The 22,552-nt window shown below is 68.2% G+C and carries 22 protein-coding genes and 3 pseudogenes; 15 read left to right on the top strand and 10 right to left on the bottom strand.

Annotated features, from left to right (window positions below):
- Positions 1-337 precede the first annotated feature (337 nt).
- Positions 338-1,039, bottom strand: coding sequence for a TetR/AcrR family transcriptional regulator (locus tag AB0I10_RS28655; RefSeq protein ID WP_363155544.1), 702 nt, complete (start codon positions 1,037-1,039; stop codon positions 338-340).
- Between the two features lie 192 nt (positions 1,040-1,231).
- On the opposite strand from AB0I10_RS28655, the gene AB0I10_RS28660 reads away from it, so the two are divergent.
- The 5 genes from AB0I10_RS28660 to AB0I10_RS28680 all read left to right on the top strand — a co-directional run bounded on the left by AB0I10_RS28660 (position 1,232) and on the right by AB0I10_RS28680 (position 5,216).
- Positions 1,232-2,377, top strand: a complete 1,146-nt coding sequence (locus AB0I10_RS28660) for an FAD-dependent monooxygenase (RefSeq protein WP_363155545.1) — start codon at positions 1,232-1,234, stop codon at positions 2,375-2,377.
- Positions 2,378-2,462: 85 nt separating this feature from the next.
- Positions 2,463-2,903, top strand: a complete 441-nt coding sequence (locus tag AB0I10_RS28665) for a DUF6640 family protein (RefSeq protein ID WP_363155546.1) — start codon at positions 2,463-2,465, stop codon at positions 2,901-2,903.
- A gap of 70 nt (positions 2,904-2,973) precedes the next feature.
- Positions 2,974-3,684 carry a polyprenyl synthetase family protein gene (locus AB0I10_RS28670; RefSeq protein ID WP_363155547.1) on the top strand — a complete coding sequence of 237 codons (711 nt, stop codon included), beginning with the start codon at positions 2,974-2,976 and terminating at the stop codon, positions 3,682-3,684.
- 418 nt (positions 3,685-4,102) lie between these two features.
- A complete protein-coding gene (locus AB0I10_RS28675; RefSeq protein WP_363155548.1) occupies positions 4,103-4,354 on the top strand; it encodes a transposase in 252 nt (83 codons plus the stop codon).
- Positions 4,355-4,493: 139 nt separating this feature from the next.
- The gene (locus AB0I10_RS28680; RefSeq protein ID WP_363155550.1) at positions 4,494-5,216 is read left to right on the top strand and encodes a dienelactone hydrolase family protein; all 723 of its coding nucleotides are present in this window, start codon (positions 4,494-4,496) and stop codon (positions 5,214-5,216) included.
- Positions 5,217-5,405: 189 nt separating this feature from the next.
- Here the strand turns inward: AB0I10_RS28680 and AB0I10_RS28685 are convergent.
- A pseudogene (locus AB0I10_RS28685) lies at positions 5,406-6,221 on the bottom strand (IS5 family transposase); the annotation flags it as partial.
- Between the two features lie 428 nt (positions 6,222-6,649).
- On the bottom strand, positions 6,650-7,537 hold the full coding sequence (locus AB0I10_RS28690) for a DUF6192 family protein (RefSeq protein ID WP_363155551.1): 888 nt from the start codon (positions 7,535-7,537) through the stop codon (positions 6,650-6,652).
- A 657-nt stretch (positions 7,538-8,194) separates the two neighbouring features.
- Here AB0I10_RS28690 and AB0I10_RS28695 point away from each other — a divergent pair.
- Both AB0I10_RS28695 and AB0I10_RS28700 read left to right on the top strand, forming a co-directional pair.
- A complete protein-coding gene (locus AB0I10_RS28695) occupies positions 8,195-8,452 on the top strand; it encodes a hypothetical protein (protein WP_363155552.1) in 258 nt (85 codons plus the stop codon).
- Between the two features lie 251 nt (positions 8,453-8,703).
- Entirely contained in the window at positions 8,704-9,960 is a 1,257-nt protein-coding gene (locus AB0I10_RS28700; RefSeq protein WP_363155576.1) for a protein-glutamine gamma-glutamyltransferase, read from the top strand.
- Positions 9,961-10,164: 204 nt separating this feature from the next.
- Here AB0I10_RS28700 and AB0I10_RS28705 read toward each other — a convergent pair whose 3' ends face one another.
- On the bottom strand, positions 10,165-10,713 hold the full coding sequence (locus tag AB0I10_RS28705; protein ID WP_363155577.1) for a TerB family tellurite resistance protein: 549 nt from the start codon (positions 10,711-10,713) through the stop codon (positions 10,165-10,167).
- Here AB0I10_RS28705 and AB0I10_RS28710 point away from each other — a divergent pair.
- Positions 10,594-11,112, top strand: a complete 519-nt coding sequence (locus AB0I10_RS28710) for a transposase (RefSeq protein WP_363155553.1) — start codon at positions 10,594-10,596, stop codon at positions 11,110-11,112. The genes AB0I10_RS28705 and AB0I10_RS28710 overlap by 120 nt on opposite strands.
- A gap of 320 nt (positions 11,113-11,432) precedes the next feature.
- Positions 11,433-11,522: pseudogene (locus AB0I10_RS28715) on the top strand (3-oxoadipate enol-lactone hydrolase); the annotation flags it as partial.
- Positions 11,523-12,059: 537 nt separating this feature from the next.
- Here AB0I10_RS28715 and AB0I10_RS28720 read toward each other — a convergent pair.
- Positions 12,060-13,019, bottom strand: a complete 960-nt coding sequence (locus tag AB0I10_RS28720) for a WYL domain-containing protein (protein WP_363155554.1) — start codon at positions 13,017-13,019, stop codon at positions 12,060-12,062.
- 92 nt (positions 13,020-13,111) lie between these two features.
- On the opposite strand from AB0I10_RS28720, the gene AB0I10_RS28725 reads away from it, so the two are divergent.
- From AB0I10_RS28725 to AB0I10_RS28735, 3 genes and pseudogenes are all read left to right on the top strand, one after another.
- Entirely contained in the window at positions 13,112-13,831 is a 720-nt protein-coding gene (locus AB0I10_RS28725) for an NAD(P)-binding domain-containing protein (protein ID WP_363155555.1), read from the top strand.
- Between the two features lie 35 nt (positions 13,832-13,866).
- Complete coding sequence (locus AB0I10_RS28730) at positions 13,867-14,262, top strand: VOC family protein (RefSeq protein WP_363155556.1); 396 nt, start codon at positions 13,867-13,869, stop codon at positions 14,260-14,262.
- A 352-nt stretch (positions 14,263-14,614) separates the two neighbouring features.
- Positions 14,615-14,962 (top strand): annotated as a pseudogene (locus tag AB0I10_RS28735) (crosslink repair DNA glycosylase YcaQ family protein); the annotation flags it as partial.
- Positions 14,963-15,038: 76 nt separating this feature from the next.
- On the opposite strand, the gene AB0I10_RS28740 reads toward AB0I10_RS28735, so the two are convergent.
- The 4 genes from AB0I10_RS28740 to AB0I10_RS28755 all read right to left on the bottom strand — a co-directional run bounded on the left by AB0I10_RS28740 (position 15,039) and on the right by AB0I10_RS28755 (position 18,714).
- Positions 15,039-15,521 (bottom strand): TetR family transcriptional regulator, encoded by a 483-nt coding sequence (locus AB0I10_RS28740; protein WP_363155557.1) that lies wholly within the window; start codon positions 15,519-15,521, stop codon positions 15,039-15,041.
- 242 nt (positions 15,522-15,763) lie between these two features.
- The gene (locus AB0I10_RS28745) at positions 15,764-16,648 is read right to left on the bottom strand and encodes a MerR family transcriptional regulator (protein ID WP_363155558.1); all 885 of its coding nucleotides are present in this window, start codon (positions 16,646-16,648) and stop codon (positions 15,764-15,766) included.
- A gap of 217 nt (positions 16,649-16,865) precedes the next feature.
- Positions 16,866-17,468: a hypothetical protein gene (locus tag AB0I10_RS28750; RefSeq protein ID WP_363155559.1), complete on the bottom strand. Its 603-nt coding sequence runs from the start codon at positions 17,466-17,468 to the stop codon at positions 16,866-16,868.
- A gap of 835 nt (positions 17,469-18,303) precedes the next feature.
- A complete protein-coding gene (locus AB0I10_RS28755; protein WP_363155560.1) occupies positions 18,304-18,714 on the bottom strand; it encodes a VOC family protein in 411 nt (136 codons plus the stop codon).
- 326 nt (positions 18,715-19,040) lie between these two features.
- On the opposite strand from AB0I10_RS28755, the gene AB0I10_RS28760 reads away from it, so the two are divergent.
- The gene (locus tag AB0I10_RS28760) at positions 19,041-20,048 is read left to right on the top strand and encodes a YafY family protein (protein ID WP_363155561.1); all 1,008 of its coding nucleotides are present in this window, start codon (positions 19,041-19,043) and stop codon (positions 20,046-20,048) included.
- Between the two features lie 39 nt (positions 20,049-20,087).
- Here the strand turns inward: AB0I10_RS28760 and AB0I10_RS28765 are convergent, their stop codons facing one another.
- Entirely contained in the window at positions 20,088-20,411 is a 324-nt protein-coding gene (locus tag AB0I10_RS28765) for a TfoX/Sxy family protein (RefSeq protein WP_363155562.1), read from the bottom strand.
- Between the two features lie 651 nt (positions 20,412-21,062).
- Here AB0I10_RS28765 and AB0I10_RS28770 point away from each other — a divergent pair.
- Together AB0I10_RS28770 and AB0I10_RS28775 are read left to right on the top strand one after the other, a co-directional pair.
- Positions 21,063-21,626: a TetR family transcriptional regulator gene (locus AB0I10_RS28770; RefSeq protein WP_363155563.1), complete on the top strand. Its 564-nt coding sequence runs from the start codon at positions 21,063-21,065 to the stop codon at positions 21,624-21,626.
- Between the two features lie 370 nt (positions 21,627-21,996).
- Positions 21,997-22,371, top strand: coding sequence for a nuclear transport factor 2 family protein (locus AB0I10_RS28775; protein WP_363155564.1), 375 nt, complete (start codon positions 21,997-21,999; stop codon positions 22,369-22,371).
- Positions 22,372-22,552: the final 181 nt, after the last annotated feature.

The following is a 22,552-nucleotide window of genomic DNA, read 5'->3' on the forward strand; positions in this document are numbered from 1 at the left end:
GCACGCTCGGCGATCCCCACTTTCCTCACTTCATCCGCTCTTGAACCAAGTGGGGAATCGGAGCGCACTTGGGGAAAAATGCGGATCCTCATCAGGCCCACGTGACCACTACGAACGCCGCACCAAGGCGGGCAAAACCCGACGCGAAATCGTCCGATGCCTCAAACGCTACGCCGCCCGCGAGGTGTTCCACCTGGTCAGGCCCACACAGCCATGACCCCCGTCATAGGGGCAGTTGTGATAGCAGGTGAGAGGTGAGGAACCCCCGTCGGCTGGCTCCGACGGGGGTTTCTGCGTTCGGGATGGCCCCCGTGGCCTTCACGGGCACGGATGCCCCCTACAGGCCGAGGATGACGGCCAGGTCGCGCAGGCATTCCTCGAAGACGGGTTCCAGGTCGGAGTAGGCGAAGTCCAGTTGGTGCAGGACTTCCATGCACAGCAGGCCGTACAGCCTGGTCCAGCAGGACAGGAAGACGTGCGCGGCCTCCGGCGGCAGGCATCCGTCGATGGTGGCGGAGTAGGCGGTCAGCTGCTCGCTCAGTGACGCGGGCAGACTGGCCAGATCAGGCACCGGGAACGGTCGCGTCTTCCACAGCTCAACCGTCAGGTCCAGCAGGACCTGTTCGAAACGCTGCGCGGCCTGGTGGCGTGCCGAGTCGGGCTGTCGGTTCGGCGGGCTGATCGGGCTGGCGAAGATCCAGCCGAACTCGGCCGGATGGGTGATCGCCCAGGCGCGCATGGCTCGGCAGGCTGCGAGTATGCGCTCGCCGACCGGCGCGTCAGCGTGGGCGTCACGGGCGCGTTCCATGGTGGTGGCCAACTCACGGAAGAAGTCCGCTGTCACCGCGCCGACCAACTCGTCGTGACTGGCGTAGTAGTGGTACAAGGCCGGGCCGCTCACGCCCACTTGCCTGGCGACCGCGTTGATGGTCACCGCAGTCGATCCCTGCTCGACCAGGAGCTTGCGTGCGGCCGCGTGGATCTCCCCGAGAGTGGCTCGGCGCAGCCTCTCCCGCCTGCTGCTGGTCCCTGCGGACATCGGCACCCCTCTCTCGCTCCGTTAGCACCGTTGACATCTTAGGGCATCTATGTTTCCTTAATGCCTCTAAATAAACCTAGAGCTAGTAGGGGTGCGCATGGAGCGTTCGTGGTGGGTCCTTCTCGTGGCGGTGCTGCTGGCCATGGCCGTGCGATGGCGGCTGTCCAGGTCAGATCGTGTCCGCCGTGGCCGGTGCCGGCCACGGCCCGCAACGACGACAGGGGAGACTCAACGATGAAGGTGATCATTGTGGGTGGTGGCATCGGCGGGCTGGCCGCGGCTGTTGCCTTCCATCAGCGTGGCTGGCAGGTAGAGATCCTTGAGCGCACCCCGGAGTTCACCGAGATCGGTGCGGGATTGTCGATTCAGCCCAACGGTTTACGTGCGCTGGACACGCTTGGCCTCGGCGATCCTCTGCGTTCCGGCGGGCTGGCCGATCCGCTCGCGGGCATTCGTTGCGCGAGCGGGGGCTGGCTGATTCGCAACGACATCGACGACCTGAAACGCCGCTTCGGTCAGTGGGTGACCGTACATCGGGCTGCCCTGGTCGACCTCCTGCGCGCGGCCGTGCCCGCACAGGCGCTGCGGCCGGGCACCGAGGTGCGCCATGTGCAGCCCGATGGCACAGTCCGCCACAGCGGGGGCACCTCCACCGCGGATCTCGTGGTGGGCGCTGACGGCGTACACAGCGTCACACGGCATTCCCTCTGGCCACGCATACCCGGACCGCGCTACGTCGGATACACCGCCTGGCGCTTCATCGCGCCACCCCAGCCCGTCGAGGGGAGCGTGGAAACGTGGGGGCGAGGCGAACGATTCGGGCATGTGCCGATGCCAGATGGCCGCGTCTACTGCTACCTGCTGGCCAACGCCCCGATCGGCTCCCGCACCCACCTGGACCAACTACGCCAACGCTTCGCGCACTGGCACGGCCCCATCCCCACACTACTGAACACCGCAGGCGAGGAAGCGGTGTTGCAGCACGACACATACGAGCTGCCGAGGTTGCCCACCTTCGTCTCCGGAAAGGTCGCGATTCTCGGAGACGCCGCGCACGCCATGACCCCCAACCTGGGGCAGGGCGCCTGCCAGGCACTCGAGGACGCAGTCACCCTCGCCGCAGCAGCGGACACCCTCGGCGTGCGTGCGGGGCTGGAGGAGTACGACCGCGTCCGCAGGCCGCGCACCCAAATGATCGCCCGCCGCTCCCGCCAGGCCGGCGCTCCCGCGCACTGGACGTCCCCGCCACTGACCGCTCTGCGAGACGTGGCTCTCCCAATCCTGCCCAATGCACTCTTCAATCGCTCGATCACCCCCGCCTACACCTGGACGCTCTGACACACCCACCCATGTGACCCCATCCGCCCGACCCCGCGAAAGCGTGCTGTCCCCGGGCAACCACCAAACCTCAAGAGGTCAACCCGTGCCCCTCCCGCGAATCCTGATCGCCCTCGTCGGAGCGATCACAACGGTCAGCGCCGTGCTCGCCGATCTCGTCATCCCGGACCTGGCGGCCCAGCACGCCTTCAATCCCGCCTGGCCGCCCCACGCCAAGTTCCACGACGCCCAGTACATGGTGATGACGGTGCTCCTCGGCCTCATCGGCCTGGCCCTCGCCCTGTGGCAGGGCCGGAACACCCGCGGCCGGCTGCTGTGCGCCGCCGCGGTCCTGGCCACCCCCTGGCTCGGCATGATCGGCGCACTCCTGTTCCCCGGCACCGCCACCTACGACCCGGAGTTCACCAACCAAACCCTCTTCATCCTCGGCGTGCACGGCCAGGTCTTCATGGCAATCACCTTGACCCTGGCCCTGCTTGGCGCGACAGCGGCAATACTGCGCACACCCACAGACCCCACCACCTGACGAGCCGTCAGTCACCTACTGAGGCTTGATGTTGGGGTTGACGGCCGCCCGGTGGTGCTATCCCGTGGTTATGGAGGAGGTGGGACTGACGCGGGAGGGGTGTCTGCAGCGTCAGAAGCTGCGGTTGCAGGCGGCCGAGTGGTACGAAGAGGTCATTCCCCAGGCAGAAATAGCCCGGTGGTTGGGGGCCTCCCGGCAGGTGGTGCACGTCTGGCATGAGAAGGGGCAGAACGGCGGGATACAGGCACTGCACTCCTCAGGGCCGTCGGGCAGGCGCCCGTTGGTCTCTGAGGTCGAATTCGCGCAGGTGGCGGAGGCATTGAAGCAGGGCCACCGCCGCACACGGCTTCACCGGGCGGGTATAGACCCTGGCCCGGATCCGCCGGGTGGTTCAGGAGGCGTCGCCCCGCTCGGCGAGGCGTTCCCACTTCGGGACGACCTCCTCGGCGTCTTCGGCCACCCCGGCCAAACCGGCAAGCCCGCCCTGGACGACCTGTGCGCGGGCAAGCACACCGTGCTCATCGCCACCGCCCTGACCCGAGCCACCGGAATCCAACGGCGCACCCTGCAACGCCACTTCGGCAATCCACACCTGACCGAGACGGACGCTGACGAGATCCGATCGGTAGTCACAGCCACCGGCGCCCGCCCCGTCACCGAGCACCTCATCGCCGCAAGACGTCTCCAGGCCCTATCGACCCTGGACACCACTGAACTGCACCCCGCAGGGGCGGCGTGGCTGCGGCACTTCGCCCGCGCCGCCACCATCCGCATCACCTGACTCCCGACACTCCGGCCCGGCGCAGGGCCACTGGTGAGGTGTGTGACGGCCCGCACGACAAGCCCCGAGGAGAGGCATACACCAGGACACGTACACCAGCAGCGCATGCTGGACGACGGCGAGCCGATCTCTTTCGCCACCATCGCCCGCGCTGCGAAAGCGTCGACAGCAAGAACGACGAGGGCGACGAGGAGGCGGTGCTGCAGGCCACCCGCATCACCCTGTGTCTGCTGGCCCAGCGCATCGGGCAGCTCACCGACCAGATCCAGGCCCTGGAACGCCGCCTGGCCCTGCTCGCGGAACGCCACGCCCCGCAGCTGCTCAGTGTGGTGGGCATCGGCCCGGACACGGCCGTCACTTTGCTGATCGCGATGGGGACAACCCGGAGCGCCTGCACGGTGAGGCGTCGTTCGCCGCGGTGTGCGGGGTCAGCCCCGTTGAGCGTTCCTCGGGCAGCCGGCAGTACCGTCGGCTCAACCGTGGCGGCGACCGGCAGGCCAACGCCGCACTGCACCGGATCGTGCAGACCCGCCTGCGCCACGACCCACGCACCCAGGACTACTACGAACGCCGCACCACGGAGGGCAAAACCCGACGCGAGATCGTCCGATGCCTCAAACGCTATGCCGCCCGCGAGGTGTTCCACCTGGTCAGACCCATACAGGCGTGATCCCGGTCATAGGGGCTGTTGTGAGATCGGGATGCAATTGGGGGAGTTGACACAGTCCTCGTGCAGTCGCGACGGACCACCTTCTGCCGACGGTGAACACCGGCCCGACCTGGCTGGATGGTCACTACGGTCCAGCCTCATGACGATCACAACACGTACGGTCGAATACCCGGCCGATGCTCTCGCGATGATCGGGCACCTCGCGCTCCCTGCCGGTGATGAGCGTCGGCCCGCAGTCCTTATCGGGCCTGAGGGAATGGGGCTCAGCGACGTCGAGCGCCGCCGGGCCGATGCCCTGGCTGAGCTGGGATACGTGGCGCTGGCCTTTGACCTCCACGGCGGGCGCTATTTGGACAACCCCGAGGAGATGCTGGCCCGCTGCATGCCGCTGCTCGCAGACCCCGACCGGATGCGGGGCATTGGCCATGCGGCACTCGAGGTGCTGCGCGCCGAACCGCGGACCGACCCCGACCGGGTCGCCGCAATCGGCTACGGCACCGGGGGCGCGATTGTGCTGGAACTCGGGCGCGATGGAGTCGACTTGCGCGCGATCGGTACGGTCAACGCACTGACCACGGGCCGACCGGGCGAGGCGGCACGCATTCGCTGCCCCGTGTGGGCTGGGGTCGGATCGGAAGACCCGATCATGCCGCCCGCGCAACGGGAAGCGTTCACCGCCGAGATGCGGGACGCGGGCGTCGACTGGCGTTGCGTGGTCTACGGCGGGGCCCTGCACGCCTTCCACCACCCACCGGTCAACCACACCACACCCCCGGGCGTCGGCTACCACCCACGACACGCACAGCGAGCCTGGCGCGACATCGTCGATCTGCTCGCCGAATGCCTGCCCGTAACGGAGTGATCAATCGGGAGGGGGCGGTCGGTGCGATCCCGCCGACCGGATCGGTGAGCACGTAGCCCCAGGCCAGCGCAAGACGGCAGGGGCCAGCCGAATCGTCTGGGGCTGCATCCGGAGGCGGATCGGCACGGGTTTGGTGGCTGTTTTCACCGGCTCGGGGAGGTGCGGCGTGGTGCGTGGCGGGCGGGGCGGGCGGGTGAGGCGGCGGGCCATGAGGGTAATCGTGGTCCAGGTGATGTGGGCTTCGCTGTGCGAGATGAGCCGTTCGTAGTCTCGGACGTTTCTGCGGGCGCGCATGACCCACGAGACGGCCCGTTCCACTCGCCACCCCTTCGCGAGCACGGCGAAGCCGTCCTGGTCTTTGCGGCGGGGCACCGTTTTGAGGGTCAGGCCCAGAAAGGAGCGGGCCCAGTCGACGAGGGGGCCGCCGTAGGCGGAATCCGCCCAGACGACGGTGACCTCGGGGTGCGTGAGGCGGAGACGGAAGAGCAGGTCGCGGGCGGGGACGCTGTCGTGCGGGGAGGCTTCGGTGACCATCACCGTCAGGGGCATGCCCCGCATGTCAACGGCCAGATGCCGCTTCCTGCCATTGATCATCTTGTGGCCGTCGAAGCCGCGGGAGCCCTTGCCGACCGTCTCGGCCCCCTTGACGGACTGGGAGTCCAGAATCACCGCGACGGTGCGGGGGTTGAGGCCGTCGTGGACGCGGACTTGTTCATGCAGTGCGGCGTGGATGCGGGTCAGGTCTCCGCTGGCCCGCCAGCGCTGAAAGTATCCGTAGACAGTGCGCCAGGGGATGCCGAAGTCGACGGGGACGGACCTCCACTTCACACCGTTGTCGTTCACGTAGCGGATCGCGTCGACCACGTTGCGTCTCGGGTGCTTCTCCGGACGTTCGCCCGTGGGCTGGGTGCAGGCCAGCGGTGGCAGCAGAGGCTCCAGGACGGCCCATTCGGCGTACGTCACGTCGCTGGGGTAGTGCCGTTCTCTCGCGGCCGGTTGCCCCATGTCCGGGCTGGTCACGGCCGTTCCATGCGGGTGAGGACTTCGAGTGGCCCTGATCCCTCCGAGCTGTTCCAGGACCAGGCGGGCCCACTCGTCCTTCGGGGCGCGTTTGGTGTGCGGGGCGACAATCCCGGCGATGAAGTTCGTCATCCGGTGCAGTTCGGCCTCGAAGACAGGCTCGTAGGTGATCCACACCTCGGGGTCCTCCGACAGCTGAAATCCGTCCCGGCGGTTGTGCGTCACGGGCGGCAGCCCTTCCTTGACTGCGGTCCTGCGCAGGAACGTGATCCCCGTCCAGACCTGCGCGGGGGACCGCTGGGTGGCCTTGGCCAGCTGCTTCCCGTGCAGTCCGGCCGGCCGTGCCTCTTGCAGGGCCTTGCGTACTGCTTCGGCGTGAACATGAGCGGGCAGTCCCGCCCGCCGTTTCATGACTACTGGCCCCGCACCAGCTCGGCCAGAGCCTCGTCCAGGTCCACCTTGCCGGTTGAGACCGCCGTCTCGATCCAGTCCGCAGTCGCCCGAATCTTCTCCAAATGCCGTAACACAAGGGAGAGTTGCGACTCGGAGAACTCCCGTCCGCGCAGCTTCGGCACCAGCCGGCTCGCCCCGGCCACGAAGCCCTGGCAGACCCCGATCAAGTCCGTGAATTCCATCGCCCGGTGGAAACCTCGCACGATCGCCACGGGATCAACGACACCCTCCTCCTCTTCCACAGCGTTGCTTTCGTCCCACCAGTCCTCCCCCTCACCGTCTTCGACGAGTTCGGCCTGGTCGAACTGAGCCTGATTGACCAGCTCCCGGGCCTGCGGGTCCCGCATCGCCCAAAAAGCGACCTCCGGCTGGTGCAGCAGGTCACATGCCACCAGGGCCGCCACCTGCTCGTCCTGCGCGAGATCCCGGATCGCCTCGACCTTCTCCGCCACCGACACAGGCGTCGCGGTCGGCCAGCCCGCCGCCAGCTTCGCGGCGTCCCCACTCCACCGGGTCTCCCTTGTCCGCTCGTCAACCGGCGGATGCTGGATCAGCTCGTACGCGTCCGGCGCCGACGCCAGAATCCGGTGGACCTCGAAGGAGACGCCGTCCTGGCGCTGATCCTTCGGCCACCGTGCGGCCACCCACCGATACGTTCGCACCGTATGGAACGACAGCCCTATCGCCTCGGCGAACAGGCGTAACAGGCCCTCCACTCCGGGCTGGTCCTCTTCCCCGAGCGACATGTTCCCGCCGTGCGTACGCAACCGCGCGATCTCCAACGCGGTGTCCCCCAGCGTGAACTGGCACCCCGTCATCACCCGGACCAGCCGAACCGACTGGTCCACCAGATCATCGAAACGCTCACACGGCGCACTGCCGATCCCCTGGGCCACGGCGAACACTCCCCGGACGGACCAGAAGGGCCGGCACTTCACCGGCCGCAGAAACCCCGGCCCGCATATGACCTGACAGGCTCCGCCGCTCCACTCAAGGTCACCACAAACGACCGGAAAATACCCCGCTTCGCGTGCGAACCATCCTGCTCCTGCCCGAACACAGCCCCGTCCCCGACACCAATTGAACGACTCTGCCATCAGTCGCAGAACGTCACAGATCACCGGATCTGACACAGGCACTGACGAATCGACGTCCGGACCGGACCATCCGCCCCGGCCGCGACACCACCGACCCGCACTTAGCGTGTTGACGGAGCTCCCGTAGCCGGTTCACCCCGCTGAATGGGACTCTTCGTCCCGGTCGACGACGGCTTCAACCGCACCGTGGGATTCTCGACAACATCGGTACCGGCGTCGCCGCGAACCACACGCCAGGAGCAGGGGAACGCTGCCGCATCGCATCCCCACAGGCCGGCTCGGATACGTGGCCAGATATGTCCTACGTGACAGATTGGCCGATTGTAAGACCGCGACGTTGTCGGGGAGTTGGCGCGGGGGCATGATCACTGCTCGTATCTACCTGATCACTCATCCAGGAGCCGATACGTGATACGCCCCATCGCTTTGCGTGCTCTCCCTGCCGTCGCCGTGACCGGCGCCCCCGCCCTGCCCCTCGCCCAGGGAGCCCAGGCGGCCGCCCTGCCCCCCGTCGCCCCGGCGACCGCCGCTGTCGGCCATCCCGGCCAGGTCCGCCGGGGCGACACCGACTTCATGCACTCCCATCCGCGCGTCGAGGTCCGCTACGGCGACCTCGGCCTCCCGGACCGGGCCCGCGTCGTCGTCTCGGCGGCGACGCTGATGTAGCGAGGCACCGGTGCCGCCCGACCCGGGCGGCCCGCCGGCCACCAGGTCATGACCGGCGACGGCCGCGCCGCCACCGCCGTTGCCGCATCTCCTTCCGCCTCGTGGCGGCGTTCCTTCCTGTCGCCGGCGCAGCGACCCAGGACAGCGCGGCTGAGGTCACGGAGCGGCTGCTTACCGCAAACCCCTCATTGCGTCGTTCGCTCGCATGCCCCGTTTCACGAGATTCCACAACAAGGGAGTTACTGATTTTCATGTACAAACGTCGGAGTTTACTCGCCTTCGCCACTGTGAGTGCGGCGATATGCACCGCTGGAGTCATGCCGTCGGTCAGCCATGCCGCCAGCGGCGGCGACGGGGCAAGGGAGGGGTCCTACGCCGAAACGCACGGCCTGACGGCGGAGGACGTCAAGAACATCAACGCACTGAACAAAAGAGCCCTGACTGCGGGTCAACCTGGCAATTCTCTGGCGGAATTGCCGCCGAGCGCCAGTGCGCTCTTCCGGGCCCCCGACGCTGTCGACGAGAGGGTGACACCTCCCGCCGAGCCGCTCAACCGGATGCCTGACGCGTACCGGGCCTACGGAGGTAGGGCCACTACGGTCGTCAACAACTACATACGCAAGTGGCAGCAGGTCTACAGTCACCGCGACGGCAACCAACAGCAAATGACCGAAGAGCAGCGAGAAAAGCTGTCCTACGGCTGCGTCGGCATCACTTGGGTCAATTCGGGCCCCTACCCGACGAACAAATTGGCGTTCGCGTTCTTCGACGAGAACAAGTACAAGAATGACCTGGAAAACAGCAGACCACGCCCCAATGAGACGCAAGCCGAGTTTGAGGGGCGCATCGTCAAGGACAGTTTCGACGAGGGGAAGGGTTTCAAGCGGGCGCGTGATGTGGCGTCCGTCATGAACAAAGCCCTGGATAATGCGCACGACGAGGGGACTTACATCGACAACCTCAAGACAGGGCTCGCGAACAAAAATGACGCTCTGCGCTACGAGGACAGCCGCTCGAACTTTTACTCGGCGCTGAGGAATACGCCGTCCTTCAAGGAAAGGGATGGAGGCAACTACGACCCATCCAAGATGAAGGCGGTGGTCTACTCGAAACACTTCTGGAGCGGGCAGGACCAGCGGGGCTCCTCTGACAAGAGGAAGTACGGCGATCCGGATGCCTTCCGCCCCGACCAGGGCACAGGACTGGTGGACATGTCGAAGGACAGGAATATTCCGCGCAGTCCCGCCCAACCCGGCGAAAGTTGGGTCAATTTCGACTACGGCTGGTTTGGGGCTCAGACGGAAGCGGATGCCGACAAAACCATATGGACCCACGCCAACCACTATCACGCGCCCAACAGCGGCCTGGGCCCCATGAACGTATACGAGAGCAAGTTCCGGAACTGGTCTGCCGGGTACGCGGATTTCGACCGCGGAACCTACGTCATCACGTTCATACCCAAGAGCTGGAACACCGCCCCCGCCGAGGTGAAGCAGGGCTGGTCGTAACAGCCGGGTAGGAGGGCCGGGTCACCCGGCCCTCTCCCCCTAGCCCGCCGCCCGCCGGCGTCGCAGGCGTGCACGTGGTGCATGGGGGAGGCCCTTCTCCCGTCGCGACGGCGTTGTTTTCCTGACGCCGTCTTCCTTCCTTACGCTGAGGCCGGCCGCACTGTTCGTCGCACTCGCTGTCAGGGAGAGGACACATACGGCGCCTTACGACGGCGTACGGGCCCCGATGGCCAGCAGTCGTTCGGTGTCCTCGTGGCTGAGGAGCAGGGCCCGGCCGACCGCGGCCAGGGTTTGGTGCTCGCTGGGGGTGTACGGTCCGTCGGCCAGGGCGATGCGGGCGCCCTGCAGCAGGATGTCCTCGCTCCCGGCGGGCGCCAGGTGGGGGGCGAGCGGGTCGAGGACCTCGTGGAGTTCGATGGTGAGCGCGGTGCCGCTGCCATCGATGCCCTCCTTTCCGGCGGCGAGGACGGCGAGGGCGACGGTGTGCACGGCGTCGCGGAGCATCGCTGAGAAGTGGGTGGTGGTGGGGTGGCTGAGGACGTCGGTCCGCAAGCAGGTCCGGCAGGCGGCGCATTCGACCACGGTTCCCGCGGTGCCGCGGGGGAGGAGGGGGATGCCGAGGAGAGCGAACCGATGGCGGCCGATGCGGCGCAGGTAGCTACGGTCGCCGCCGCAGCCGGGGCAGAAGAACTCGCCGTCACCCTGTGCCTGCTGGCCCACCGAATCCAGCAGCTCACCGACCAGATCCAGGATTTGGAACGCCGCCTGGCCTTGCTCGCGGAGCGCCACGCCTCGCAGCTGCTCACGGTGGTGGGCATCGGCCCGGACACGGTCGTCACTTTGCTGATCACGATGGGGGACAACCCGGAACGTCTGCACAGAGAGGCGTCCTTCGCCGCGCTGTGCGGGGTCAGCCCCATCGAGCGTTCCTCGGGCACTCGGCAGTACCGTCGCCTCAACCGCGGCGGCGACCGGCAGGCCAACGCCGCCCTCCACCGGATCGCGCAGACCCGCCTGCGCTTCGACCCAGGCCCACGTGACTACTACGAACGCCGCACCAAGGCGGGCAAAACCCGACGCGAAATCGTCCGATGCCTCAAACGCTATGCCGCCCGCGAGGTGTTCCACCTGGTCAGGCCCACACAGTCATGACCTCCGTCATAGGGGCAGTTGTGAGATGCGAGCGCGTGCAGGGCGTGAGCGAGATACCGACGCGCACTCTCCAGCACCGCCTTGATGGGCCGGAAGACGCCGCAGCCCTGATCACGGGCAAGGCACCGCATCCGTACAGCGGATCATGGTGAGCTACGACGAGCCGGGTCACCCGGTCGTCTACGCCGTCTCGAGCGTGAGGCTCTGACCTGCGCTTACCCCGCTTCGGGCGCGGCCAGTGGCCACGCCCTGGCCCCTCGCGTCGACTCTTCCTGACCCGGGTGTCAGGACCGCGTCAGAGAGTTCGGTAGCGTGGCCGGGTGAGCGAGAAGACCCTGCAGCACCGGATTGACGGTCCCGACGACGCCCCCGTACTCGTACTGGGCGCGTCGCTCGGTACCACATGGCACAGGTTGTAGATCGTGTCTTGTGCGGTCCAGGCGGTCCAGATCAGGGGCGTAGGCGCAGGTCAGGGCCTTGTGGTCCAGGAGCGTCAATGCTGTTGGTGAGACGCGTGTGATACCGCGTGAGAGGTGAGGAACCCCCGTCGCTTGCCGGCGGGGTTCCTGCGTTCGGGGACGGGCCCGGTGGGCCGTCTTTTCCCGAAACCGGTCGACCTCATTCGGATCCCGGCGCCCGGCAAGACAGCCGTCACCTATGCCGAGCCGCGCAGGAGAATGAAGGGGGGCACACGGTGGCAGCTGCGCCCCTCCTCGAACCACAGGTCATCGACAGTTCACTCGTCGGTCGGATCGCCATTCGTTGGTAGCCCATCAGGCGAACCGTCGGACAGGCCCTAGTCGATCCTGCTCCCCAACAAGCTCTGCTACACCGGGACAGGGAGCCCCTGACCACGGTCCGCAACGCGTTCCGCACCGCCACATTCCTGGAGAAGCAGGCCGTTCCCGGGCACCGGCCAGAAGGCCGGCGACGGTGACGTTCGGTGGTCAGCCTGTGGCGTGCAGGGTGCGATGGGCGGTTTCGCGTAGGTGGTGGAGGACGTCGGGGTCGGCGTTGAGGGTGTAGTCGGTGTCGAGGCCGGCGAGGGTCTGGGCGATGTGGGGCAGGTAGTCGTCGGATACGTCGACGATGCAGGTGTACTCGTCGTTGGGGCGGATGCGGGTGGTCAGGCTCGGGGCGCGGGCGCGGATGTGGTCGGCGGGGGCGTGGACGGTGGCGACGGCGCGGTAGCGGGTGGGGGCGGCCGAGATCCGGTCGGCGACGAAGGCGGCGGGGTCGTTGCCGGGCACGGGGCGGGGCGGGACGCGTCGGCCGGTGGGGGCGGGGTGGCTGATGCGGTCGAGGCGGAAGAGACGCCAGTCGTCTTTGTCGGTGTCGTGGGCGAGGAGGTACCACAGGTCGCCGGAGGCGATCAGGTGGCAGGGCTCGGCTCGGCGGGCGGTGGTGGTGCCGTGGCGGGGGGTGTAGTCGAAGGCGAGGATCTCGTGGTCGCGGCAGGCGATGGCGAGGGTGGCCAGGAGGGCCGGGTCGGCGCGCGGGCCCCGGTTCTCCCACGCGATGCCGGCGACGGATGCCTGGAGGGCGGTGACCTGGCCGCGCAGGCGGCGGGGCAGGACCTGTTCGAGCTTGGCCAGGGCCCGTAGGGCGGTCTCCTCGATACCGGCCAGGCCGCCGGCGGCGGTGCGCAGGGCGACGGCGATGGCGACGGCCTCGTCGTCGTCGAGGAGGAGGGGTGGCAGGTCGGTGCCGGGGGCGAGGCGGTAGCCGCCGGCGTGTCCGCGGGCGCTCTCGACGGGGTAGCCCAGTTCGCGCAGCCGGTCGATGTCGCGGCGGACGGTACGGACGGTCACCGAGAGGCGGTCGGCGAGGTCGGAGCCGGACCATTCCCGCCGGGTCTGCAGCAGGGACAGCAGCCGCAGCATCCGGGCGGTCATGTCACTCGTCATGAATTCCACTATGCAGCCGTTAAAGGTCACCAGCTGTCCTGAAATGCCTCTAGCTTGGACCTGTCCGCACAGAGCAAATCGGGAGGTTCTCTATGAAAACTGCAGTTCTCGGTACTGGTGGCGGTGGCCGCGCGCACGCCGCCAAGCTCGCCGAACTCGGCCACGAGGTGTACGTCGGCACCCGCGATGTCGAGGGCACCCTGGCCCGCACCGAGCCCGACATGATGGGCAACCCGCCCTACAAGCAGTGGCTCGCCGACCACCCCGGCATCACCCTGCTGCCTTTCGGTGAGGCCGCAGCAGCCGCCGACGAGATCGTCATCAACGGCATCGACGGCCACAACGCCGTCACCGCGCTGACCGCCATCGCCGACCAGCTCGCGGGCAAGACCCTGATCGACTACGCCGTGCCGTTCATCTACCAGCACGAGACCGAGCATCCCTGGCCCACGCCGTGGGGTGTCATGCCGAAGCTCGACCCGTGCGACACCGACAGCCTCGGGGAGCGGATCCAGCGCGCCCTGCCCCGGACCAAGGTCGTCAAGTCCTTCGTCACCCAGGAACAGACCACCGTGGTCGACCCGAATGCCGTCGGCGGCGGCGACCACACCATGTTCGTCGCCGGAGACCACTCCGACGCCAAGCAGCAGACCACCGACCTGCTCACGTCCTACGGCTGGAGCGACGTCCTCGACCTCGGCCCCCTCGTCTGCGCCCGCGGCATGGAGATGTACGCCCACATGCACTCCGCCATCGGTTTCGGCCTCGGCCAGCAGTTCGGCGGCCACTTCGGCATCAAGGTCGTGCGCTGACCCGCGCGCGAGAAAAACAGAAGGAAACAGCTCCCATGACGAACGAGAACACCGACACCCTGCGCGGGAAGATCATGTGCCACGCGATGTGGGCAGCGGACGGCGGCAAGCTGGCCGACTTCTACGCCACCGCCCTGGGCACCAAGGTCTCCCAGACCTTCCCGGACGAGCACGGCAACGATGTCGCCTTCGCCATCTACGTCGGCGACGCGATGTACCTCTTCTACACGTCCGTCTCCTTCACCGCCCCCAACTGGCCCGAGGACGACCTGCCGTTCCACATGGACTTCGTCTTCGACGATGTGCAGGCCGCGGAGAAACGGCTGCTGGAACTGGGTGCCACCAGGCCCGCACACCAGCCCGGCGGCAAGCACTGGACCATCCTCCTCGACCCCTCCGGCCAGCCGTTCTGCATCCACGGCACCCGCTGACCCCCGCACCCCGCACCCTGCCCCGCATCACCGCCGCCCAGCGGCGCGCCCGCCTCACCCGCGGTCACCTCCTCGCGCCCTCGCTTCGAAAGAAGAGCGCCGAGGAGGTGGCCGCGGCCCTGGTCGGCCTGCACGCCACCGACCCGGCGACCGTTCTCCTCGCGGCGGTCGCCCGGATGCACGCACCCACTGCCGCCGCAATCGGACGCTCCCTCTACGACTGCCCCGCGGGCAGCCCGGCACTGGAGCGCATACGGTGCATGCGCCGCACCATGTTCGCCGTCCCGGCCCCCTGGCCCCCGCCGTCCGGTCCGCGACCGTCCGCGACACCCACCGCCACCGCGCCGAGGCCATGGCGAAACTGCATGAGGCCCTCGGCTGGAACGAGACGCACTACACGGCAGTGGAGCGGGCCGTCCTCGACGCTCTCGGGGCACGAGGCCAGCTGACGGCCGCCCAACTCGCCGCCGACATACCCGACTTGCGCGAGCAGATTGTCACCTTCCCCGGCAAGCCCTACCAGTCCCGTCAGCGGGCCAGCACACCGATCCTGGGAGTCCTCGCCGCGGAGGGGCGCATCCGCCGGGCCCGACCGGCCGGCTCATGGACTTCCGCGCAATTCCGCTGGGCCCTGGCCCAGCCGCTGCCCGACGTACCCGCCGCCGCGGCGAAGACCACGCTGGCCCGTCACTACCTCAAGGCATTCGGCCCGGTCACGGTTGACGACGTGAAGTGGTGGACCGGCTGGAATCTCACCGACACCCTCCCCCATAGCCTTAAGGGCATGGGAGGTGCCCCATGCCCTCGCCGCCACCGGAGCCCAGGCCGTCGAACTCGACGAAGGCACCGGCTACCTCCTGCCCGAAGACCTCGAACCCGCTGCCACCAGCGAATCCAGTGCAGTACTGCTGCCCGGCCTCGACCCCATGATTGCGCTGTGGCCCGAAGATGCCCATGAGGACGTCGGTGAGCAGCGCCACGAGCTGTTCGGGGGTGAGATCGGGCCGCTGCGCGACCCATTCCTCCAGGTAGACGGCGTAGCGGTCGACCGAACGGTCCAGCGCCGCATGGATGAGGTCGTCCTTGGTGGCAAAGTGGTACGTCGTCGCCCCCAGCGGCACCCCCGCCTCCTCCGCGACGGCCCGGTGGGTCAGCCCCTCGATTCCTCGTACGGCGATGACGCGCTCCGCGGCGGCGGCCATCTCCTCGATCCGCCGCTGCGGGTCACGCCGCCGCCGGGGCGCGGACTGGTCGGCCATATCGGCTCTCCTCGGGTCTCACGGAAACCACCACCGTAGTACGCACGTCCCGTCCTCATTCACCGGCCGAAAATAGGGAATGGCCGCATTCGACACTCAGCAAGAGCTACGAACAGTACGAATGTGCCACTTGACGGGGTGGCTGCAGAATGCGCACGTCTATGCAGGCCAGACACCAGTGGGTAAGGACAGGCCAAGTGCTTCGCGGTGCGCGCAATCGACCGCGCCCTGCGCACCTGACGCTAGTCCTGGGCGGCCGGCGCCTGGCCCAGTTCCTGGGCCAGTGCCATGCAGCGCACGCGGGCTGGGGAGAAGTCGTAGGGCATCTTGCCGACCGCCTCCAGCGCACTCATGCCCTCCGCTCCCTTCGCCTCGGCGTCGTCGGAGCTCTCGGGGGCCGGGTGAGTTTCCTCGTCCTCGTGGGAGTCGAACAATGCCTCGTCGGCGTCATCCAGCCCATCTTCCTCGATGGTTTGGAGCAGTTTCTGCTCGAAGGCGTGCCGCAGGGCGGCCACTTCGGACACGCGCGGGTCGTCGACCGCGACGCTGTCATCGAGGGCCGCCTCGGCAGCGTCGACATGGTCGGACTCGGCCCGCAGCTCGGGGTGTGCGGCCAGGGCGATGAACCGGGTGGCCAAGAGGGCTGCACCGAGTGGGCCGAAGAGCCGTTCGCTCACCAGCAGGGCATCCAGGTCCGCCTGGCGCAGTGATCCTTGGGGCAGGTTGCGGAGCCGTTCGGCGACCGTCTCGCAGAGCAAGTCCAGGCGGCCGCCCTCGGCGCGCATGCGCTGCACGGCGGTCCGCCGGCGGTGGAGGGCGGCCTCCTCGGCCGCCAAGGCGTCCTCCGGCTGGCTCGAAGTCTCCTCGATGCCGCTGTCGTTGCCGGTTGCGGGGTGGAAGACGTCGCGGATGTCGTCCAGCGCCATCTCGGCCTCCGCCATCTTGCGGATCCATAGCAGCCGGATCATGTCGTCGTAGCCGTAGCGGCTGTGCCCGTCGCCGCCTTGCTCGGCCTCGGGGAGCAGGCCGATGTCGTGGTAGTGCCGGATGGCGCGGGGCGTGGTCCCGGCGAAGACCGCCGCATCGCCGATCTCGACGCGGCGCGGCGGCACGAAGGAAATGTCCATCAGAAATCGCCTTTCGACGCAGTGGCTGCTTTCAACGAGCGCATGCTGCTGCGGAAGGTGCAACACGCGAGGTACACACCGGTGCTGTTGAGGCGGGGCCTCGGGCTCGACAGCGCAAGGCGCTCGGCGGCGGGACGCCCTGGTGGGCTGAGGAACGCACGGAGCTGTCCCGCCGCCGTGGAGACCAGGCGTGATCGCCTTTGGCCGGTTGGTTGGACTACTTCTTCTTGGCGGCTGCGGTCCAGGAGGTCATGCTGCCGTCGGGCTTGAGCACGAAGTGAGCGCCGTTGTGCTGGCCACAGGCGGGCTTGCCGTTCTTGGTCTCCAACGTGTCGTAGGTGACGGGCTTGCCGGTGGCCGGGTCCTTGGCGATGAGCTCGGCCTGGTAGTGACGCTTGCCCAGCTGGTAGATCTTCGCGGTGAAACCGCCCTTCAGGGCCTGCGTGCGGACGTGCTTCCGCCCGGCCTTGTGGTGCTTGGCCTTGGCCCCGCCCTGGGTCTTGGCGGTGACGTTCCGCCCGTCGAAATGCACGTACACGCCCTTGTTGTAGGTCTCGCCCTTCTTGAGGGTCGCGAGGACCTTGCCGTCCCCGATCGAACGGATCGTGCACACACCGCCCTTGATGACCGCCTCCAGGCCGCCGCCGATGTCGACGGTCTTGGCCTGGCTCTTCGAGGCGATGACCGCGGCCGGGGCGGCGATCGCGCTACCCGGGCCGGCGGCGAAGGCGGACGCCGCTGCGGGCAGCAGCAGCGCGGCGCCGGCGACTGCGGCGACAGCGGTCGCGCGTACGAGGCTGGGTCGGCGATTGGTGGCCATGGGAGTTCCTCCGTGGTTTTCCGGTTCGGCATTGAGTGGGCAAGGTCGTTCGCATCTGCTGTTCTCGCTAGCCGGTAGTCCCTCGACAGGCCAGCCGTGAATGCCACCCGGCGTGTGCCGATGAGGCACCGCCGCCTGTCGGGTATGGGCCTCGTTCGATCGGTCTGCGTTCGGACGGGAGGGCGCCGACTCCAGGACGAGTGCATCGCCCATGAAGGCGAGCGAGACAAGCCAGAAATTAATACGTTTGTACCGTACTGGAGAGAGGGGCATAGGCACCTCGAAAAACGCCATGAGTCTCATCACGCGGAGGCAGTGGAACCCTGCGTCTGTGCGGATCGTCGGGCCAGGCAGCGCGCTACAGTACTTTCGTACTGTGAATTTCCGGTGTGATCGCGGGCCGGGTCGGGCTTGGGGTCGGTCAAAGAGCGGTCGGGACCGTTCTATGGCCGCCGAGAAGCCCGTGCCTGCCGCGCCAACGGCTGTACTGACGGCCTCCGAGGCCATGGCGGGGTGCCGGCTCCGGGAGGGGCCGGCCGCGTGCCGGTGCCAGTCCTGCGGTGCGGAGTTGACGAAGCGGTTGCTGTGCAGGTCCTTCAGGCGGGCGTAGTCAGCCCGCGGCGCGGCGACGACCCACCCGCCCCGGACGGCTACGGCCAGGCGGCTTGACCACCCGCTCACAGGAGGCGAGCGGCTTTCCGGGGCGCCGCACAGGAGGCGAGCGGCTTTCCGGGGCGCCGGGAGGGCAGTGCGGCCCTCCCGGCTGCGAGCGAGGTGAGCTGCACTCGCTCGCCCGGTGGGGCGGTCAGGAGTTCCTGCCATCCGCCTCTTCGCGCTAGTTGAGCGGCTGCAGGATCTCCTGCCAGGTACCGGAGTCGTCGCGGAAGATCGCGGAGACGCCCCACGGCTTCTGCTGCGGCTCCTGGATGAAGGTCACCCCCCGAGCTGACAGCTCCTTGAAGGCCGCGTGGCAGTCCTCGACGGTGAACGTGCAGCCGATGAGTACGCCCTTGGCGAGCAGCGACCTGAGCTGCTCGGCGGACTCCGCATCCTGCGCCGGCGCTCCCGGAACCATCAGCGTGAGCTGCACCTCCGGCTGATTCTTGGGGCCCACGGTGACCCAGCGCATGCCCTGGCCCATCGGCACATCGATGCGCGCCTCCAGGCTGAGCTTCTCGGTGAAGAAGGTCTTGGCCGAGTCCTGGTCCAGCACCCAGACCGTGACCGTGTTCACTCCAGTGATCATGACGTGTTTCCCTTCGTGCGCAGCACATCCGGACTCAGGCTCAGTGAGGAGGCGCTGTCTTCGTTGGTGAGGAACCGCAGACACGGACAGAAGAACGCCGGCAGCACGCGTGCCCGGCTGCCCGCACGGAGCGATCAGCCACTCTCTGTCACCCGTCTGCGGGCGGAACCCGGATTCCCTGCCGGTCGGCGATGCCCCGGGACTGCGGAGATCCCGGCTCGGGAGGGGGTGTTGCCGACCGCCGAGGCGGTTCCTCGCTTGGATGTTTTCGACGGTAGAGGCCCTTTAGGACACCTCGCGGCACTAATGCCTGGCAGCCTGAAAACATGACCCAGGACCTGCCCGCCCGCATGCTGCGACTGCTCTCCCTGCTCCAGACCCGCCGCACCTGGTCCGGCACCGAACTCGCCGAACGCCTCGGCGTCACCCTGCGCACCATCCGCCGCGACATCGACCGGCTGCGCGACCTGGGCTACCCCGTCGAGGGCACCACCGGCCAGGCCGGCGGCTACCGCCTGGCCGCCGGTGCCGACCTGCCACCCCTCCTGCTGGACGACGAGGAAGCCGTTGCTATCGCCGTCGCCCTGCGCACGGCTGCCTCCGGCGTGGCCGGGATCGAGGAGAGGGCCGTGCGCGCCCTGGCCAAGCTGGAACAGGTACTGCCCGTCCGCCTACGCCACCAGGTCGCCGCCATCCAGGCCACCACCGCCCCGCTCCCGCTGCCGTGGAGCACCGGCCCCACCGCAGATCCCTCCACGCTGGCCACCCTGGCCGCCGCCTGCCGCGACCACGAGCTCGTCGCGTTCACCTACGAAACCAGCAGCGGGGAGATCGGACAGCGCCGCGTCGAGCCGCACGCCCTGGTCGCCGCCGACCCCGTCTGGTACCTCGTCGCGTACGACACCGAGCGCGAGCAATGGCGGCTGTTTCGCGTGGACCGCCTCACCGAACCGGCCCCCACCGGCCGCCGCGTCACGCCCCGCAAGCTGCCCGCCCGGGATGCGGCCGTGTACGTCGCCGAGCGCCTGGCCGCCGCCCCGGCCCGCTACACCTTCCACGCCTGTGTGCCCGCCGACGCCGACACCGTGCGCGCCCGCACCTACTCCCTCCCCGGCCGCGTCCGCCCCCTCGACGACCACACCAGCACCATCGACCTGGCCGCCAACAACCCCCGTCGCATCGCCGAGCAACTCCTCGCCATCGACCTCGGCTCTGAGGACACCATCCACGGCACTCCCGAACTCGCCCCCTATCTGGAGCAGTTGGGCCAGCGCCTGCTGCGCGCCGCCCGCGCCCTCACCCGGCACGACGAGAACGGCGCCGAGGACCGATGAGAGAGGTCCTCGGCGCCGCAGACAGTCGGCCGGGCCGGATTACTTGGGCGGCAGCTCCGCGGTGACCTCCATGGCCCACTTCAGCCAGTCGTCGAGGACGTCGTCGTCCAAGGTCTCCTCCGCAAGGACCACCCAGCCGTTCTGCTCCTTGCCGCGGAACACCAACTGCTTGGTGCCTGGGCGGGCCAGGGCCTCGTCCATTCCGTCCGGCCCGACACGCACCATCAGGCCCTCCTCGTACAGATTGGCCAGCGCATTGCCCTGCAGGAGGAAGGTGATCCCGCCGAACATTTTCTTCGCGGTCACGCCCTCCGCCTCAAGGCGTTCCTTGATCCGCTCCGCCAGCACCTCGTCAAAAGCCATATCCCCACGCTAACCGCGCACCCCGGCACGTGCGCGGCGTCCCCCACCAGGGGTTCGGTGAGTACAGCGCGCACGCTCGGCATCCAGCGGGAGGCGTAAGACCCGAAGCTCGACGTCGACTTCACCCCGCTGCGCGAGCAGGACCTGACCTGACCGCCGCCGGACTTGGCCAGGCCGCCCAACCGTGAGGGCACCAAACATGGTGACGCGTTTCAGCGCCGCGGGACGCTGACGACCCGCTCAGTGGGCGTCCTTCCTCGCCGGCCTCGGGTAACGGCGGCGGGGCCCGCGGGGGGAGTCTCACACCGCACAGGGTCGGAAAAGTAGTCCTTGGTCAGAGTCGCGAGCGTGGGCCGTACGGTGCGTGGCGGGGCAGCGGTGCGCAGCGCCGCGTTCTCTGGTGCGGACAGATCGGTCAGCCAACCGGCTGCGGTCACCGACCGCGGCCCCATCCTGCCGTGCAAGCCGGGAGGCGGGCATGGCGGTCCCCTTTCGGGCCGGGGCAGGCGGGGAGTGCAGTGGCACCGGTTTTGTGGCGTTGTCCGCTATCCTCAGGATACGGACGTCCGTACTGATGTGAAAAGGGAGTCGATGGCGGCCATCGGAGCACAAGGCGACACGGGATCCGGAGAAGGGGCGGAGGTGGGCGGCATGCGCGCCCGGCGGCCGCGGCGGCACGACCCGAACCGGCGGGAGCGGATCCTGGACGTGGTCGAGGAGCTGATCGTCGAGCGGGGTATCGAGGGGCTGACCCATCGGGTGGTCGCCGAGCGCGCGGATGTCTCGCTGAGCTCGACGACGTACTACTTCACGGACCGCGAAGCGATGATCAAGGCCGCGCTGGAGCGGGCCGTGGATCGGTTCGCCGGCTACATCAAGGCGTGGGCTGCCGAGCATGCCGAGGACACCCCCGAGCAGCTGGCCGAGGCCCTCGCGGACTCGGTCATGTCCACTCTGGACGAGTCGCACAGGGTGGCGATGGTGCAGTATGAGCTGCACCTGGCCGCCTTGCGCCGGCCGGGACTGCGGGAGACGGCCGAGCAGCTGACCCGCTGCGGCGTCGAGGCCATGACCCCGATCGTCGGGGCATCCGTGGCAGCGCGCATTCCGCCGCTCATGAACGGGCTGAGCCTGCAGGTGATGACCGCACCCGAGCCGCCGAGTCGCGCTTACATCCTCGGTGCTCTGCGGCATGCAGTGACAGCTCACTCCTGAGTGAACCGAGTCGAGTCACCCCGTTCGACCGCGAGTGTGCCGGACGGAGGTGCCCGCCTCCGGGGGTGACCCACTTCTCTCCAGATAAGTACGCACGTCCGTAACTATCGGCTATCCTGATAAAGGGGCGAAAGGCGGGAAAACGGAATCACTGGGCACTGGTCCGTGAGATGAAGACCGGAAGGCTCCGGAGAATCCCACGGGCCGATACAGCCTCCGGGCGCCAGCGGCGCCTCCCGCGACCCGCCCGTTGAGTCGGCATCCCGCACGACACTCACCGCAACGTGACATGCAGGGCTCTGGCCGCCCGACGGACGCGCCAACCTCCCCTATCCGTACGACTTCTCACGGCACAGAAAGGCCAACAAACATGGACAGCAACAAGATCGTCCACGAGTGGGTGGACTCCTACAACGACCAGGACTTCGACCGGTTCGGGGCGTTGTTCACCGACGATGTCGCCTACACCTGCGGGGCCTTCGGCCTGGCCTTCACCGGCCGGGACGCCTGGGTGGAGCATGTAAAGGAGTACGCCGCTGCTGTCCCCGACCGGAAACTGACCCTCAAGCGGGTCATCACCGACGGAGACACCGTCGCCATCGAATACGCCTTCGCGGGAACCAGCTCCGGGACACAGCCGCACCTGCCTGCGGCAGGGCAACCGGTCACCGCCGGCTTCTGCACGACCCTGCAGCTCCGCGATGGCCGGATCGCCGCGCAGGACGACTACGTCGGCGGGCGGTGATTCCTCCCGCAGACGACAGTGGGGCTCCGCATCTGCACACGCCTCGCTGCCGCGTCGGCGCAGCGGCGGGCTGTGGCGGTACGGCTCACACCGCCGCCGGGTGCTCTCCCCGACGCTGCTCGCAATGGGGCACGGCCATGCCCGAAGTGGTTCGCGGCTGCCCGGAGCGTACGACGCGCGG

The sequence above is a fragment of the Streptomyces sp. NPDC050636 genome (assembly GCF_040654775.1).
Lineage (GTDB): Bacteria > Actinomycetota > Actinomycetes > Streptomycetales > Streptomycetaceae > Streptomyces.